Source organism: Phycicoccus sp. Root563, assembly GCF_001427915.1.
Taxonomy (GTDB): domain Bacteria; phylum Actinomycetota; class Actinomycetes; order Actinomycetales; family Dermatophilaceae; genus Pedococcus.
Map to the genome: position 1 here is coordinate 2618070 of NZ_LMGM01000001.1, position 15698 is coordinate 2633767.

General features: G+C 72.1%; 17 protein-coding genes. 10 read left to right on the forward strand and 7 right to left on the reverse strand.

Features of this window, described 5'->3' with window-relative positions; all coding sequences use genetic code 11:
* Positions 1 to 21 precede the first annotated feature (21 nt).
* The gene (locus ASD62_RS12410; RefSeq protein WP_056916223.1) at positions 22 to 246 is read left to right on the forward strand and encodes a hypothetical protein; all 225 of its coding nucleotides are present in this window, start codon (positions 22 to 24) and stop codon (positions 244 to 246) included.
* An 89-nt stretch (positions 247 to 335) separates the two neighbouring features.
* Here the strand turns inward: ASD62_RS12410 and ASD62_RS12415 are convergent, their stop codons facing one another.
* From ASD62_RS12415 to ASD62_RS12430, 4 genes are all read right to left on the reverse strand, one after another.
* Complete coding sequence (locus ASD62_RS12415) at positions 336 to 974, reverse strand: D-alanyl-D-alanine carboxypeptidase family protein (protein WP_056916224.1); 639 nt, start codon at positions 972 to 974, stop codon at positions 336 to 338.
* Between the two features lie 82 nt (positions 975 to 1056).
* Complete coding sequence (locus ASD62_RS12420; RefSeq protein ID WP_056916225.1) at positions 1057 to 1818, reverse strand: IclR family transcriptional regulator; 762 nt, start codon at positions 1816 to 1818, stop codon at positions 1057 to 1059.
* Between the two features lie 3 nt (positions 1819 to 1821).
* Positions 1822 to 2493 (reverse strand): response regulator, encoded by a 672-nt coding sequence (locus ASD62_RS12425; RefSeq protein WP_056916226.1) that lies wholly within the window; start codon positions 2491 to 2493, stop codon positions 1822 to 1824.
* Positions 2490 to 4202, reverse strand: a complete 1713-nt coding sequence (locus tag ASD62_RS12430) for an ATP-binding protein (RefSeq protein ID WP_056917365.1) — start codon at positions 4200 to 4202, stop codon at positions 2490 to 2492. The genes ASD62_RS12425 and ASD62_RS12430 overlap by 4 nt, the downstream gene beginning before the upstream one ends.
* A 107-nt stretch (positions 4203 to 4309) precedes the next feature.
* Here ASD62_RS12430 and ASD62_RS12435 point away from each other — a divergent pair, with 107 nt between their 5' ends.
* The 5 genes from ASD62_RS12435 to rraA are packed head-to-tail and all read left to right on the forward strand — an operon-like array spanning position 4310 to position 8353.
* Positions 4310 to 5332, forward strand: coding sequence for a tripartite tricarboxylate transporter substrate binding protein (locus ASD62_RS12435; protein ID WP_056916227.1), 1023 nt, complete (start codon positions 4310 to 4312; stop codon positions 5330 to 5332).
* A complete protein-coding gene (locus ASD62_RS12440; protein ID WP_082553217.1) occupies positions 5329 to 5883 on the forward strand; it encodes a tripartite tricarboxylate transporter TctB family protein in 555 nt (184 codons plus the stop codon). The genes ASD62_RS12435 and ASD62_RS12440 overlap by 4 nt, the downstream gene beginning before the upstream one ends.
* Entirely contained in the window at positions 5883 to 7460 is a 1578-nt protein-coding gene (locus ASD62_RS12445; protein WP_056916228.1) for a tripartite tricarboxylate transporter permease, read from the forward strand. The genes ASD62_RS12440 and ASD62_RS12445 overlap by 1 nt, the downstream gene beginning before the upstream one ends.
* Position 7461: 1 nt before the next feature.
* The gene (locus tag ASD62_RS12450) at positions 7462 to 7854 is read left to right on the forward strand and encodes a universal stress protein (protein ID WP_056916229.1); all 393 of its coding nucleotides are present in this window, start codon (positions 7462 to 7464) and stop codon (positions 7852 to 7854) included.
* Positions 7855 to 7858: 4 nt separating this feature from the next.
* Complete coding sequence (gene rraA / locus ASD62_RS12455; RefSeq protein ID WP_157581455.1) at positions 7859 to 8353, forward strand: ribonuclease E activity regulator RraA; 495 nt, start codon at positions 7859 to 7861, stop codon at positions 8351 to 8353.
* Between the two features lie 119 nt (positions 8354 to 8472).
* Here the strand turns inward: rraA and ASD62_RS12460 are convergent, their stop codons facing one another.
* On the reverse strand, positions 8473 to 9498 hold the full coding sequence (locus tag ASD62_RS12460) for a hypothetical protein (protein ID WP_056916230.1): 1026 nt from the start codon (positions 9496 to 9498) through the stop codon (positions 8473 to 8475).
* Complete coding sequence (locus tag ASD62_RS12465; RefSeq protein WP_056916231.1) at positions 9491 to 9985, reverse strand: RNA polymerase sigma factor; 495 nt, start codon at positions 9983 to 9985, stop codon at positions 9491 to 9493. Before ASD62_RS12465 ends, ASD62_RS12460 begins: the two co-directional genes overlap by 8 nt.
* A gap of 185 nt (positions 9986 to 10170) precedes the next feature.
* Between ASD62_RS12465 and hutH the strand changes: the two genes are divergently transcribed.
* The 3 genes from hutH (at position 10171) to ASD62_RS12480 (ending at position 14718) form a co-directional block, all read left to right on the forward strand.
* A complete protein-coding gene (gene hutH / locus ASD62_RS12470; protein WP_056916232.1) occupies positions 10171 to 11754 on the forward strand; it encodes a histidine ammonia-lyase in 1584 nt (527 codons plus the stop codon).
* Between the two features lie 82 nt (positions 11755 to 11836).
* Positions 11837 to 13495: a urocanate hydratase gene (hutU, locus tag ASD62_RS12475; protein ID WP_056916233.1), complete on the forward strand. Its 1659-nt coding sequence runs from the start codon at positions 11837 to 11839 to the stop codon at positions 13493 to 13495.
* A 74-nt stretch (positions 13496 to 13569) separates the two neighbouring features.
* Positions 13570 to 14718, forward strand: coding sequence for a metallophosphoesterase (locus ASD62_RS12480; RefSeq protein ID WP_162254766.1), 1149 nt, complete (start codon positions 13570 to 13572; stop codon positions 14716 to 14718).
* A 22-nt stretch (positions 14719 to 14740) separates the two neighbouring features.
* Here ASD62_RS12480 and ASD62_RS12485 read toward each other — a convergent pair whose 3' ends face one another.
* Positions 14741 to 15217: an aminoacyl-tRNA deacylase gene (locus ASD62_RS12485; protein WP_056916235.1), complete on the reverse strand. Its 477-nt coding sequence runs from the start codon at positions 15215 to 15217 to the stop codon at positions 14741 to 14743.
* A 51-nt stretch (positions 15218 to 15268) separates the two neighbouring features.
* Between ASD62_RS12485 and ASD62_RS12490 the strand changes: the two genes are divergently transcribed.
* Complete coding sequence (locus ASD62_RS12490) at positions 15269 to 15661, forward strand: DUF2237 family protein (protein ID WP_056916236.1); 393 nt, start codon at positions 15269 to 15271, stop codon at positions 15659 to 15661.
* Positions 15662 to 15698 lie beyond the last annotated feature (37 nt).

Genomic DNA, 15698 nt, shown 5'->3' on the forward strand with positions numbered 1-15698 from the left:
CCCTGCGGCCAGACTGGTCTCATGGAGAACAGCCGGGGGAACCGCAACCAGACCTACCTCAACATCGCCTGGGCACTGACGCTCGTGCTCGTCATCTGGGCGATCGTCGTGGGAAACACCGACGTCCCGTCGTGGACGGTCGCGATCCCGGCCGTCGTCACCGGCTTCTGGTGGGCGTTCGGCCGTGGCGTCGTCGGGGGCGAGGTGCCCGAGGGCCGCAACCGGGAACGCAACCGCGGCCGCTAGCGGGTCCCGGGCGACTGCCGGGGACCACCGCCCGGCCGGCTGGGGGCGGCTGGAGCCGACTGGGGCCGTGGCCAGCGCCGGCGCGTCGGTCAGCCTGCGGCGTTGGGCTTGCGGGCCGGGCAGACGTTCGTCGCCACGTACTCGAAGTGCCACCACTCGTTGTCGTAGGCCCGGCAGACGCCGTACTCCGCGCCGTGCTCCTCGAGCCAGGCAGCGACGTTCTCGGGCCGCACGTCCACGGCATACCCCTTGACGTGGGCCGAGGCCAGGGGTGGCAGGACCCACTTGGTCGCCTCGGCGCGTGAGCCGTACTTCGTGACCGCACGGTCGAAGAGCACCTGCTGGTAGCGCTCGCTGCGCCACGCCGACTTGATCTGGGGCGAGAGCCCGGCTGCCCGCGCCCCGGCGAACGCCGACGTGAAGGCCTTGGCGGCGGCGGGCTGCATGTTCGTGGTGCCGGGGACCGGTGCCGACAGGGCGATGCTCTTGGTGGGGGCGGGGATCCGGTCCGTGACCACCGGGGCGAATCCCTCTGCAGAGACGTCCTGCGCCGTGGTGGCGGGGGCCGGTGCGGTGGCCCGGGGCGGGGCCGACGTCGCGCCGGACGCGTGGACCGGAGCGGGGGTGTCGCCACGGGTGACCGCGTACGCGGCGGCGCCGGAGACGGCCACCAGCGTGAGGAGGACGACGACGGTCCGACGCAGCCGGGCGCGACGACGCTCGGACATGGGTCTGCTCCCCGCCACCGAACTCACCCCCTCGTCAGCTCCACGATCCCTCGGGCCGAGTGTGCCAGCAGGAGAGCCGAACTCAGCGGACCCCGCCGATCCGTGCCGTCAGCGTCGCGGCCACCCGGCCCACCGCGGCCACGAGGCGCGCGCGCTCCTCCGCGTCGACCTCGTCCCGCGGGAAGGTCAGGGCGACCCCTGCCACGGGGTGGCCGGTGTGGTCGAGCACGGCCCTCGCGACCGAGGACAGGCCGGCGCTGACGGAGTCGTCCTCGACGGCGTACCCGCGGGTGCGGACGGTGGTGAGCTCACGCCGCAGCTCGCTCACCGTCGTGGGCCCGTGGCCGTCGCGCTGGACGAGGGCGTCACGGTGCGGGAAGAGCGCGCGGACCTGCGCGGCGGGCAGCTCGGCCAGCATGGCGAGGCCGCTCGCGGTGAGCGGTGCGGGGAGCCGCACCCCCACGTCCGTGACGAGCAGGGGGCGTCCGGGCGCACGCTCCTCGATGACGTAGAGGACGTCACGGCCGTGCAGCACGGCGAGGTGCGCGTTGTGGGTGGTGGTGTCGACGAGCCGACCGAGCAGGGGACGGGCGATGCGCTGCAACGGCGCCTGTCGCTGGTAGGCGGACCCGAGCTCGAACGCCGCGACGCCCAGCCCGTACCGGCGCTCCTCCTCGAGGTGCGTGACGAAGCCGTGGTCCCGCAGCACCGCGAGCAGGTGGTACGTGGTGGACCTGGGCAGTCCGAGCTCACGGGCGATCGCCCCGGCGGGGAGCGGTTCGGTATGGCGCGCCAGCAGGGTGAGGAGCTCGAGGGTGTGCCGGGCGGCGGGGGCGTTGGCCACGCGTCACGCGCCCCAGCGGTACCGGCGTTCGGGGCGACCGGCGGAGCCGTACCGCAAGGAGACCTCGGCCTGGCCGATGCTGCAGAAGTACTCGAGGTAGCGGCGCGCGCTGACCCGGCTCACGCCGACGAGCTCGGCCGCCTCGGTCGCGGACAGGTTGCCGTCGGCGTCGCGCAGGGCCTCCTCGACGAGCGTCGCCGTCTGCGGGCTCATCCCCTTGGGCAGCGCTGCGGCGGGTGCGCTCCCGCCGCGGGACAGCACCCGGTCGATGTCCTCCTGGCCGCGCACCTGGGCGGCGGCGAGCGCATCACGCTGCGCCGCATACCTTTCCAGTCGTTCCCGGAGGTCCTCGAAGCCGAAGGGCTTGAGCACGTAGTCGACCACGCCCTGGCGCAGGGCGCCCCGGACGGAGTCGGCCTCCTTCGCCGCGGTGATGACCATGACGTCGCAGTCGTGCCCGGCGCTGCGCAGCTCGGCGAGCACGTCGAGGCCGAAGGTGTCGGGCAGGTAGAGGTCGAGCAGCACGAGGTCGGGCGTGAGCTGGGCCGCCGCGGCGACGGCATCCGCGCCGGTGTGGCAGGTACCCACGACCTCGAATCCCTCGACGCGGGAGACGAACCCGGTGTGGACACGGGCCACCATGAAGTCGTCGTCGACGACCAGGACCCGGATCACCGGTGCGCCTCTGCGCGGGTGTCCTCGTGGGCCTCGGCCGGGTTGCCGGTTCCCGCTGGGGCGACCGGGGTGATGCCGAGGTGGGCGACGAACATCGCACCTCCGCCCTCGCTCGTCCCGAGCTGCACCTCACCGCCACGACGCTGGCAGACGAGCCGGGTCAGGGCGAGGCCGATGCCGCGGTCGCCCGACGTGGCTGCCTTGGTGGTGAAGCCGTTGGCGAAGACCTCCTGGGCGACCTCGGGCGGGATGCCGGGGCCGGAGTCGCTCACGACGACCTGGACGCTCGAGGCATCCTGTCGGATCTCGACCTCCACCCACTGGCCCGGGCCTCCGCCGCTCACGGCGTCGATGGCGTTGTCGACGAGGTTGCCGACCACCGTCGCGACATCCGCGGAGTCGTCGGCCTCGAGCCGGTCCAGCGAGGTCTCCTCGGACACCCGCAGGTCGGCCCGGCGCTCGGACGCCAGGGACGCCTTGGCCATGAGGAGCGCGGAGACGGCAGGGTCGCGGACGCGGCTGTTGACGAGCAGGTCCAGGGACTGGCGGCGTTCGGTCACCGCGTCGACGTAGCGCACGACCTCGTCGTACTCGCCGAGCTGGATCAGCCCGCTGATGGTGTGCAGCTGGTTGGCGAACTCGTGGGTCTGGGCCCGCAGCAGCTGGGTGGTGCTGCGGAACGACCCCAGCTCGCGCTCGAGGTCGGCCAGGGCGGTCCGGTCCCGCAACGTCGTCACCGTCCCCAGGTGCCGGCCGTCGCGGGTGACGCGCATGCGGTTCATGACCAGCACGCGGCCGCGCCGGATCACGACCTCGTCGCGCGGGTCCTCGTCGCCGCCGTCCCCGCCGCCGTCACCGCTGCGGTCGCCGTCGGGGCCGGTGCCCGTGAGGACGTCGAGGAGGCGTCCCTCGACGCGCAGGTCCCGCAGGCTCATCCCCGCCGCGTGCTCGGGCAGGTCGAGGAGGCGCCGGGCCACGTCGTTGACCAAGGTGATCCGGTCGTGCGGGTCGAGCGCCAGCACACCCTCGGCGATCCCGTACAGGAGCGCCTCACGGTGCTCGGCCAGGCCGGTGATCTCGTGCGGTTCGAGGCCGAGCGTCTGTCGTTTGATGCGGCGGGCGAGCAGCCACGACCCGGCCACGCCGAGGAGCAGGGCGATGCCGAGGTAGGTGAGCAGGTAGGACGAGGCGCCGCGCAGGCGTTCCCAGATCGACGGGAAGTCCTCGGCGATCATCACGGTGCCGAGGTGCTCCCCGTAGTGGCCCTCGGCCACGCTGAGGACCGGCACCTGGCTGACGAGCATGCGGTCGCCGTCGATGTCCATCGTCCCGGACCAGCTCGCCCCGACACCGACAGAACGGGCTCCGAGCGGCAGTGGCCGGGTCTCGAGCGACGGGTCGGTGGAGACCCGCACCTTCTCGTCCTCGTCGGCGATGGTCACGGCCGTGACCCGGGACTGGGTGACCGTCTGGAGGGCGAGCGTGGCCAGCCCGGTGCGCTGCTCGGGGAGGCTGAGGTTGAACAGGACGAGAGGGTTGGTGGCCAGCTGCTCGGCGAGGGCCGACACCCGGCGCCCCTCCACGCGGTTGAACGTCGCCTGGGACTGGGCCAGGGACACCGCGCCGACACTGACCAGGACGACCGCGATGATGCCCAGCTGGAGGAAGAGCAGCTGCCCGGCCAACGTCCGTCGGCGCAGTGCACGCATGACCACTATGAACTCAACCTTCTCTGGTGACACAAGGGCGACGTAGGACGTACCGGACGAGCACGATCATCCCGCTCGACCCCTTCCACGCGAAAGAGGCCTCAACGATGAGAGCTCGATACACCGGTCTGGTTGCCGCGGCAGCCATGGCCTCCACCCTGCTCGTCTCCGCCTGCGGCGCCACCGCCAAGCAGGGCGACGACACCGCAGCCGGCGCGACCGGTGCGGCCGACGGCAAGCCGGCCAGCGGCCTGCAGCTCATGGTCCCGAACTCCCCCGGCGGCGGTTACGACACCACGGCCCGCACGGCGGCCAAGGTCCTGGAGTCCGACAAGATCACCAACTCGGTGCAGGTGTTCAACCTCCCGGGTGCCGGTGGCACGGTGGGCCTGCAGCGCGTGGTCAACGAGAAGGGCAACGGCAAGCTGGCCATGCAGATGGGCCTGGGCGTCGTGGGCGCGGCCTACACGCAGAAGTCGAAGGCGACCCTGAACGACACCACGCCGATCGCCAAGCTGATCGAGGAGGCCGGCGCCATCGTCGTGCCGAAGGACTCGCCCTATAAGGACATCAACCAGCTGGTGGCCGCCTGGAAGGCCGACCCCAAGAAGCTCGCCGTGGGTGGCGGATCCTCGCCGGGCGGTCCCGACCACCTGCTCCCGATGCAGCTGGCCAAGGCGGTCGGCATCGACCCCAAGTCCGTCAGCTACGTGTCCTACGACGGTGGCGGCGAGCTCCTCCCGGCCCTGCTGGGCAACAAGATCGCCTTCGGTGCCAGTGGTTTCGGTGAGTTCCTCGACCAGGTCGAGGCCGGAGAGGTGCGGGTGCTCGCGGTGACCAGCGAGCAGCCGATCGACGCCCTCAAGGACGTCAAGACGCTCAAGGACCAGGGCATCGACCTCGTCTTCACGAACTGGCGCGGAATCGTGGCGCCCCCCGGCATCTCCGACGCCGACAAGCAGGTCTGGATCAACGCCCTGACGAAGATGCACGGCTCGAAGGCCTGGAAGGACGAGGAGGCCAAGCGCGGCTGGACCGACGCGTTCGAGACCGGTGACGAGTTCGGCACCTTCCTCAAGGAGCAGGACACCCAGGTCGCCGACATCCTCAAGGAACTGGGCCTCGCATGAGCCAGCAGCACCCCGAGACGACGGTCGACACGAGCGCTGCCGGCGCTGTCGACGGCACGGGACACGGGACGAAGGACCGCGCGCAGTACGGACTGTGCGCCGGCCTCGGCCTGCTCGGTGCCTACGTCCTGTTCGACGCCAGCCGCATCGGCGCCGTGGCGAGCAGCAACGACCCGGTGGGCCCCAAGCCCATGCCGATCCTGCTCGGGGTGCTGCTGATCATCGTCGCCGTCCTGTATGCCGTGGACGTCGCCCGCGGGGGCGCCGGTGAGGCGGAGGAGGGTGAGGACATCGACCTGGAGACCAGCGTCGACTGGCGCACCATCGGCCTGCTCATCGGCGCCTTCGCGGTCAACGCCGTGCTCATCGAGCCGCTGGGCTGGGTGATCAGCGGGGCCCTGCTCTTCTGGGGCTCCGCGTTCGCGCTCGGCAACCGCCACCACGTCCGCGGTCTCGCGGCCGGGGTGGCGCTCTCGCTCATCACCTTCTACGCCTTCGCGATCGGCCTCGGCGTCAACCTGCCCGCGGGCATCCTGCAGGGAATCCTCTGATGGACAACATCAACAGCCTCATCGGGGGCTTCGGCGACGTCCTGTCGCCGATGAACCTCCTCATCGCCCTGCTCGGCGTCACCGTCGGCACGGCCGTCGGCGTGCTGCCCGGCATCGGACCGGCCATGACGGTCGCGCTCCTCCTGCCGATCACCTACGGCCTCGAGCCGGTCCAGGGACTGATCCTGTTCGCGGGCATCTTCTACGGCGGCATGTACGGCGGGTCGACCACCTCGATCCTGCTCAACACCCCGGGAGAGTCCTCGTCGGTCGTCACCGCCATCGAGGGCAACAAGATGGCCAAGGCGGGCCGGGCCGCCCAGGCGCTCGCCACCTCGGCCATCGGCTCCTTCGTCGCCGGCACCATCGGCACGCTCGGCATCGTCTTCCTCATGCCGCAGGTCGTGAAGTTCGCGATCAGCCTCGGCGCGCCGGAGTACCTCGCGATCATCCTGCTCACCTTCACCGGTGTGACCGCGGTGCTCGGCGCCTCACGGATCCGTGGGATGGCGGCTCTGCTCGTCGGCCTGACGATCGGCGTCGTCGGCATCGACTTCGTCACCGGACAGCAGCGCCTCACCGGTGGCCTGCCGCAGCTGGCGGACGGCATTGACGTGGTCGTGGTGGCCGTCGGCATCTTCGCGGTCGGCGAGGCCCTGTGGGTCGCCGCCCACCTGCGCCGCAAGGCCGGCTCGGTCATCCCCGTCGGGCGTCCCTGGATGGGCCGCGACGACTGGCGCCGCTCCTGGAAGCCGTGGCTGCGCGGCACCGCTCTCGGCTTCCCGTTCGGCGCACTCCCCGCGGGTGGTGCGGAGATCCCGACCCTGCTCTCCTACACCGCGGAGAAGAAGCTCACCAAGCACCCGGAGGAGTTCGGGCACGGCGCCATCGAGGGCGTCGCCGGACCCGAGGCAGCCAACAACGCCTCTGCCGCAGGCACGCTCGTGCCGATGCTCGCGCTGGGCCTGCCGACCAACGCCACCGCGGCGATCATGCTCGCGGCGCTGCAGGGCTGGGGCATCGAGCCCGGACCGCTGCTCCTCACCAAGGAGCCGGCCCTCGTCTGGGCCCTCATCGCCAGCCTCTTCGTCGGCAACCTCATGCTGCTGCTGCTCAACCTGCCGCTGGCACCGGCGTGGGCGAAGCTGCTCCAGATCCCGCGCCCCTACCTCTACGCCGGCATCCTCTTCTTCGCCTCCATGGGTGCGTATGCCGTCAACTCCCAGCCGTTCGACCTGTGGCTGCTGCTCGTGCTGGGCCTGATCGGGTTCGCGATGCGGCGCTTCGGTCTCCCGGTCCTGCCGCTCATCGTCGGCGTCATCCTGGGGCCGCTCGTCGAGCGCCAGGGGCGTCGCGCCCTGCAGCTCACGGGTGGCGACCTCTCCGGTCTCATCGGTGGTCCGGTCGCGTGGTTCTGCTACGCGCTCATCGTCATCGCGATCGCCTGGCCGTTGGTCAGCCTGGTCCGCGGTCGCCGTGGCCGTCGAGGCCCCGGAGGCGGCGACGCCGGGGGCGACGGGCCCGAACCGCTCACCAATGCCCGCGCCGGACACAGCTTCAACTCCTCGGAGGCCTGACATGACTGTTCTCGTGGGCTTCGTGCCCAACGCCCTCGGCGAGGCGGCGCTCACCGCGTCCGTCGCCGAGGCCCGCCGCCGCGGCGAGCGGCTGCTCGTCGTCAACATGTCCCGCGACGACGTCCTGGTGGACGCCCGCCGCGCCGGCCAGGACCAGCTCGACCGGGTCCGCCGTGACCTCGACGAGCTCGACCTCGAGTTCGAGGTGCGCCAGATCGCCGAGGGTGGCGACGCGGCAGAGGTGCTGCTCGACGTGTCGGAGCAGGAGGAGGTGTCGGTCATCGTCATCGGCCTGCGCCACCGCACCCCGGTCGGCAAGCTGCTCCTGGGCTCGGCGGCACAGCGGATCCTGCTCGACGCGCACTGCCCCGTCCTCGCGGTCAAGGCAGGCTGAGCCCGTGAGCGACCAGACGACCGACCAGACCGGCATTGCGACGGCTGACCTCTACGACGAGCACGGCGAGGCCCTCCAGTCCTGCTCGGTGCAGCTGCGCCACTACGGCGGCCGGACCGTGTTCCACGGCACCATCAGCACGATCCGGTGCCACCGCGACAACGCGCTGGTCAAGGCGACGCTGAACGAGCCCGGTGAGGGCAAGGTGCTGGTGGTCGACGGGGGTGCGTCGCTGGAGTCGGCCCTCATGGGTGACCTCATCGCCGCGGCCGCAGTGGCCAACGGCTGGGCCGGGGTCGTCATCCACGGCGCCGTCCGTGACGTGGTGGCCCTGCGTGGCCTGCCGATGGGGACACTGGCCCTCGGCTCGAACCCCCGCAAGAGCGCCAAGGACGGTGTCGGGGAGCGCGACGTGGTCGTGAGCTTCGGTGGTGTCGACTTCGTGCCGGGTCAGACCCTGTGGGCCGACGAGGACGGCATCCTCGCCACGAGGGCCTGACCGGACGGGTCCCGACTCCGGACCTCCGCGGCGACGGTGGTGCGAGCCGGGTGCGGGCGCCCACCCCTCATGGGCGCCCGACCCCCTCGGACGGGGCGGGGTGCGAACCCCTCCCCGCCTCACGGACGGACCTGCGGCCACGAGGGCCAGTCCTCCGCGAGTCGTGAGTCGGCCACCTCGCCGACGGCGGTCACCGGGACCTGTCGCACGCTCCAGCCGGCTCCGCGGTCGGTGCTCACGTGCAGCGTGCCGTGCGTCCACGTGCTCGCGGCCAGGGACGGGTCGGAGCCCTCCCAGCCGACCGGCACGACGTAGTAGGCGAGGGTGTCTGCCGTGCTCACGTCGCACATGACCACCCGGACCGGCTCCCTGGTGGCCAGGACGTGCCGGCCGCGGGACCCGTCCGGTTCGACCCAGCGCGCCTCGTAGCTGAAGTCCACGCCGTTGGGGTCGGTGAACGTGTCGGCATACCCCCACAGGACCGAGCCGCGGTCGGCGGACCAGTGCTGGTTGTCCACGTCCAGCGGCGCCACCGTCCGCCTCGCCAGGTCCACGACGCAGAGCAGGCCCCCGAGGCAGCGCGTCGTCGTGAGGCCGGGGCGGGGACGGACGAAGGCGTGGGAGCGCAGGTCCGTGAGGTCGACGGGATCCGGCAGGCGCGGGTCGAGGACCTGCGCCCGCCCGTCGGCGCCCTCGAGGTAGAACCGCCCGTCGGACAGGAAGTCCAGCCGCACGTAGCCGTTCGAGGGCAGGACCCACGTCCGCGTGAGGTCGTGGGCGACGACCTGCACGGCACTCCCGCACCGCCCGCTGGTGGCCGGGCTGGTGCCGTTGCACCGGGTCCACAGCTCGGCCGTCACGGACGGTTCGCCGGGTGCCTCGGTCTCGAGGACCAGCGAGCCGCGGGGGTTGCGGAAGATGTCCGCGACCTGCTGGTCGTGGGCGCTCGGGGCGGCGGGCAGTGTGGCGGGACGTCCCGGTCCGAAGGTCGAGAGGGCCACGGCCACGGCGACGACCAGCGACAGCACTCCCACGAAGGAGCGCCGCGCCCGCCGGCGACGTGCGGCGACCTCGACCAGGTCGTCGAACACCGGTGGTTCGAGGCGCTGCTCGAGCTGGAGGGTCAGGCTCCGGATGTCAGGCATGCTCGTGCTCCTCCACCTCGGTGAGCAGCAGCGACAGCTGCTCCCTGGCCCGGGACAGCCGTGACTTCACGGTGCCCTCGGGGATGTCGAGCTCCCTGGCGACCTGCAGGACGGAGCGGTCCGCGACGTAGTGCAGGACGGCGACGGTGCGCAGGTCCGGGGCGAGGGTGGCGAGGGCGGCGACGAGGGCGACATGGTCGGGACCGAGCTCCAGGACCATGGCGGGGCCGGGCACCTGTCCGCCCCGTCGTTGCACGATCGCCAGGTGGCGCCAGCGGTTGCGCAGCTGGTTGAGGGCCACCGTCCGCAGCCATGCCTCCGGGTTGTCCAGCCTGGCGAAGCGCCGTCCGAGGCCGATGGCCCTGACGAACGCCTCCTGGACCGCGTCCTCCGCCTCGGCCTGGTCGCCGCCCAGGGCGAGCATCTGCACGACGAGGCGGCGGTACGACGCGGCATACACGCGTCGGACGGCGTCCTGACTGTCCATCGCCCACCTCGGCTCTGCTCCTGATGCTGACACCTGGACGACACCTGGGCGACCCCTTTGGTTCGCGTGACCCGCGGCGCCCCCCGTGCGGTCGGTCGTGGCACCAGGCAGCTACGTCTCGCATCCGAGACGGTATGCCGCCCGCAGGACTCCTGTGCGGGCCCTGCCTCCGCTGTGATGGGGGGATGACCACCACTGCACCCCTCTCCGGCGCCGCGTCCTCGGTCGCCCCGGTCACCGTCGGGATCGGCGCGCTGTCCTTCGAGGACGTCGTCGCCGTCGCCCGCCACGACGCCCCGGTCGAGCTCTCGCCCCAGTCGCTGGAGGAGGTCCGTCGGACCCGTGCCGTGATCGAGGCGCTGGCCGACGACACCCAGGCGCACTACGGCGTCTCGACCGGCTTCGGCGCGTTGGCCACCCGGCACATCCCGGTGGAGCTGCGTGCCCAGCTCCAGCGCTCCCTGGTCCGCTCCCACGCCGCCGGCTCCGGTGCCGAGGTCGAGCGCGAGGTCGTGCGGGCCCTGATGCTGCTGCGCATCTCGACGCTGGCCACGGGACGCACCGGCATCCGCGAGGAGACGCTGTCGACCTACGTCGCGATGCTCAACGCCGGCATCACCCCGGTGGTCCACGAGTACGGCTCGCTCGGCTGCTCCGGCGACCTCGCGCCGCTGTCCCACTGCGCGCTCGCCCTCATGGGGGAGGGCGTGGTCCGCGACGCGGAGGGCGAGAAGATGCCCACCGCGGAGGCCTTCGCCGCGGCCGGCATCACCCCGGTCGAGCTGCGCGAGAAGGAGGGGCTGGCCCTCATCAACGGCACCGACGGCATGCTCGGGATGCTCGTCCTCGCGATCACCGACCTGCGGATGCTGCTCAAGGTCGCCGACGTCACCGCTGCGATGAGCGTCGAGGGCCAGCTCGGCACCGACGACGTCTTCGCCGCCGACCTGCACGCCCTGCGCCCCCAGCGCGGCCAGGCGCTGTCGGCCTCGAACCTGCGCAAGGTCATGCAGGACAGCGGGATCCGCGACAGCCACCGCGACCCCGAGGCCTGCACCCGGGTCCAGGACGCCTACTCCCTGCGCTGCTCGCCGCAGGTCGCCGGCGGCGTTCGCGACACCGTCGAGCACGCCGCCACGGTGGCCGGGTTCGAGCTGGCGTCGGCCGTCGACAACCCGGTCGTCACCCCTGACGGCCGGGTCGAGTCCAACGGCAACTTCCACGGGGCACCGGTCGCCTACGTGCTCGACTTCCTCGCCATCGTCGCGGCCGACCTCGCCTCCATCTCCGAGCGACGGACCGACCGCTTCCTCGACGTCTCGCGCAACCACGGGCTGCACGCGTTCCTCGCCGACGACCCCGGCGTCGACAGCGGCCACATGATCGCGCAGTACACCCAGGCCGCGATCGTCTCGGAGATGAAGAGGCTGGCCGCCCCCGCCTCGGTCGACTCGATCCCCAGCAGCGCCATGCAGGAGGACCACGTGTCGATGGGCTGGTCCGCGGCCCGCAAGCTGCGTCGCTCGGTCGACGGCCTCACTCGCGTCCTGGCCGTCGAGCTGCTCACCGCGGCGCGGGCCCTCGACCTGCGGGCCCCGCTGACGCCGGCTCCGGCCACGGCTGCCGTCGTCGCCGCCCTGCGTGCGGCCGGCGCCCCCGCCCCGGGCACCGACCGGTTCCTCGCCCCCGAGATCGAGACCGCGTTCCAGCTCGTCGCCAGCGGCGAGGCCCTGGCCGCGGCCGAGGCCGTCACCGGCCCGCTCAGCTGACCCACGCCATACCCCGCCTGCCCCACCAGCCTGCCCCACCAGCCTGCCCCACCAGCCCCGAACTGCACCGAAGGAGAACGACATGGAAGGCGCTCGTCCCGTCCGCTCACCGCGCGGCACCCAGCTGACCCACGCCACCCACTGGGGCGCCGAGGCGCCGTTGCGGATGCTCATGAACAACCTCGACCCCGAGAACGCCGAGCGTCCCGACGACCTGGTCGTCTACGGCGGCACCGGCCGTGCGGCCCGTGACTGGAAGTCGTTCGACGCGATGGTCCGGACCCTGTCGACGCTCAAGCAGGACGAGACCATGCTCGTGCAGAGCGGCCGTCCCGTCGGGGTCATGCAGACCCACGAGTGGGCGCCGCGCGTCCTCATCGCCAACTCCAACCTCGTCGGCGACTGGGCCACCTGGCCCGAGTTCCGCCGGCTCGAGCACCTCGGGCTGACGATGTACGGCCAGATGACGGCCGGGTCGTGGATCTACATCGGCACCCAGGGCATCGTCCAGGGGACGTACGAGACGTTCGGGGCGATCGCCGAGAAGCGTTTCGGGGGAACGCTCGCCGGCACGCTGACGCTGACCGCCGGGTGCGGCGGCATGGGCGGCGCCCAGCCGCTGGCCGTCACGATGAACGAGGGCGCCTGCCTCATCGTCGACGTCGACGAGTCCCGGCTGCGCCGCCGGGTCGAGCACCGCTACCTCGACGAGGTCGCCGACTCGCTCGACGAGGCGATCGACAAGGCCGTCGCCGCCAAGAACGAGCGTCGCGCCTGGTCCGTCGGCGTCGTGGGCAACGCCGCGGAGGTGTTCCCCGAGCTGCTGCGCCGCGGGGTGCCGATCGACATCGTCACCGACCAGACCTCGGCGCACGACCCGTTGTCCTACCTGCCCGAGGGCATCGAGCTCGGCGACTGGCACGAGTACGCGGACAAGAAGCCCGAGGAGTTCACCGACCGCGCCCGCGAGTCGATGGCCAGGCACGTGCAGGCGATGGTCGAGTTCCAGGACGCCGGCGCCGAGGTCTTCGACTACGGCAACAGCATCCGCGACGAGGCCCGGCAGGGCGGCTACGACCGCGCGTTCGAGTTCCCCGGGTTCGTCCCGGCCTACATCCGCCCGCTGTTCTGCGAGGGGAAGGGCCCGTTCCGCTGGGCCGCGCTCTCGGGCGACCCCAAGGACATCGCGGCGACCGACAAGGCCGTCCTCGACCTGTTCCCCGACAACGAGCGGCTGCACAAGTGGATCCGCGGCGCCCAGGACCGGATCGCGTTCCAGGGCCTGCCCGCCCGCATCTGCTGGCTCGGCCAGGGCGAGCGCGACAAGGCCGGGCTCGCGTTCAACGAGCTCGTCCGCACCGGTGAGGTCAGCGCGCCTCTGGTCATCGGCCGCGACCACCTCGACACGGGTTCGGTCGCCAGCCCCTACCGCGAGACCGAGTCCATGCTCGACGGCTCCGACGCGATCGCCGACTGGCCCCTGCTCAACGCCCTCGTCAACACCTCCTCGGGTGCGAGCTGGGTCTCGATCCACCACGGTGGTGGCGTCGGCATCGGCCGTTCGCTGCACGCCGGCCAGGTCTCGCTCGCCGACGGCACCGAGCTGGCCGCGCAGAAGCTCGCCCGCGTGCTGACGAACGACCCCGCCATGGGTGTCATCCGGCACGTCGACGCCGGGTACGACATCGCCGAGCGCACCGCTGCCGAGCAGGGCGTCCGCATCCCCATGCGCGAGGGCTGACCAGCCCGTCCACGACCTACGTCAGGCGACGTATGCCGCGTGGTGACCACGCGGCATACGCTCGCTGGACGGGGGTGAGGGCACTGGGACGACAGGCACGGTTCGAGGCGGTCCGCCGGCCTGCCCCGGCACCGGTGGTCGCGGCCCTCGTCGGGGCCGTCCTCGCGCTCGGCGCCTGCACGGGCTCGACGTCGAAGGCCGCCGGCGCGGTGACGTCTGCGCCGAGCGTGGCCGTGGCCGGCAAGGGCGGCTCGACCTACGGCACCTCGACGGTCGAACCCCCGACCCCCTCCGCGCCGGTGCCCACGGTGGGCGACCCGGCGACGACTTTCACGTTCGCCGTCATCCCCGACACCCAGCCCGAGGTCAAGGCCGACGACCCGCGGACGGACACCCGGATCGCGTGGCTCGTGCAGCACCGCGACCAGCTCAACCTCCAGTGGGTCCTGCACAGCGGCGACGTCCAGGACTGGGACACCCCGGACCACCAGCAGTGGGTCAGCATGAGCACACGGTTCAAGGCGCTGGGGGCTGCCGGGATCCCGTTCATCGCCTCGCCCGGCAACCACGACACCGCGGCGGTCTGCGAGGGCGGTTCGGCCTGCCCCGGTGCCGACACCGCCACGACCGTCCGCGACACGACCCTGTGGAACCAGTACTACCCGCCGAGCTACTTCGGCTTCACCGGACTGGCCGAGCCGGGGAAGTCGGACAACGGCTACCGCACGTTCCGCGCGGGCGGGGTGGACTGGCTCGTGCTCAGCCTCGAGCTCTGGCCGCGACCCGAGATCGTGCAGTGGGCCACGGGGGTCGTGGCCGCGCACCCGAAGGACAACGTCATCGTGCTGACCCACATGTTCCTCGAGGGCGACGGGTCGATCTCGCAGACCAACGGCGGGTACGGCGCGACCAGTCCCCAGCAGCTCTGGGACGCGCTCAAGCCGTACCCGAACGTCGTCATGACCTTCTCGGGCCACACCGGCCAGGTCGTGAGCGAGACGACCCCGGCCGCCGACGGCCACCCGGTCGCGATGTTCCTGCAGGCCATGCACGCCCCCGACACCAACCCGGTGCGCCTCGTCACGGTCGACACCGCCACCGGGACGGTCACAACGCAGGTGCGGGCCAGCTACGACCGGTCCAGGCCACCGGGGCAGCGCGACGTCGAGGAGGTCTACCCCTACTCGCGCACCCTCAGCGGTATGCGGTTCGTCCGCCCCTGAGGGGCAGCCGGGACCGGATCGGTCAGCCCGCTGGCTCGGTGACGTCGGCCACCTGCGCGCCCAGGGCCTCGACGATGTCGTCCGCCTGCGCGGTGGCCGCCACCCCGTGGGCCCCCGCACCGATCGACACGAGCCGGCCGGCCACCGTCGCGTCGGCGACGACCGGCCAGGCGGTGGTCGAGCCGAACGGCGTGATGGTGCCGCGCTCGTAGCCGGTGACGTCCTTGGCCGTGGCGGCATCGGGCATCGACATCCGGTTGACACCGAGCAGCGCCCGCAGCTTGGGCCACGAGATCTCGCGCCCGCCCGGCACGAGCACGAAGAGGTAGTCGTCCTCGGCCCGGCGCACGACCAGCGTCTTGATGATGTCGTGCGGTTCGACGCCGCGAGCGGCAGCGGCCTCCTCGAGGGACCCGACCCGCCCGTGCTTGGTCAGGGTGTGCTCGATCCCGCTGTCGGCCAGCGCCTGAGCCGCGCGCTGGGCGCCGTCGTCACTCATGGAGCCAGCCTAGGTCTCCTGCCGCCGGGGCGGGGGTGCCATGCTGGGGCGGTGAACGAGCGCAACGTCCTCGGTGGCGACCTGGAGCCCTGCGGCACCGAGCCCATGACCGGCTTCTTCCGGGACGGGTGCTGTCGCACCGGCGCCGAGGACCTCGGCAGCCACACCATCTGCGCGGTGGCGACCGCGGAGTTCCTCGAGCACCAGCGCGGTATCGGCAACGACCTGTCCAACCCGATGCCCGAGTACGGCTTCCCCGGCCTGGTGCCGGGGGACCGCTGGTGCGTCACGGCCCTGAACTGGGCCCGGGCCTTCAGCGACGGTGTGGGTGCTCCCGTGGTCCTCGCCTCCACCCACGAGTCGGTGCTGACCCTGGTGCCGCTCGCGGTGCTGCAGCAGCACGCGGTCGACGTGCCCTCCGACATCAGCTCGCTCGAGTCGTAGAAGTCTCCCATCCGAGACACATTGCCGGTGCCGCCCC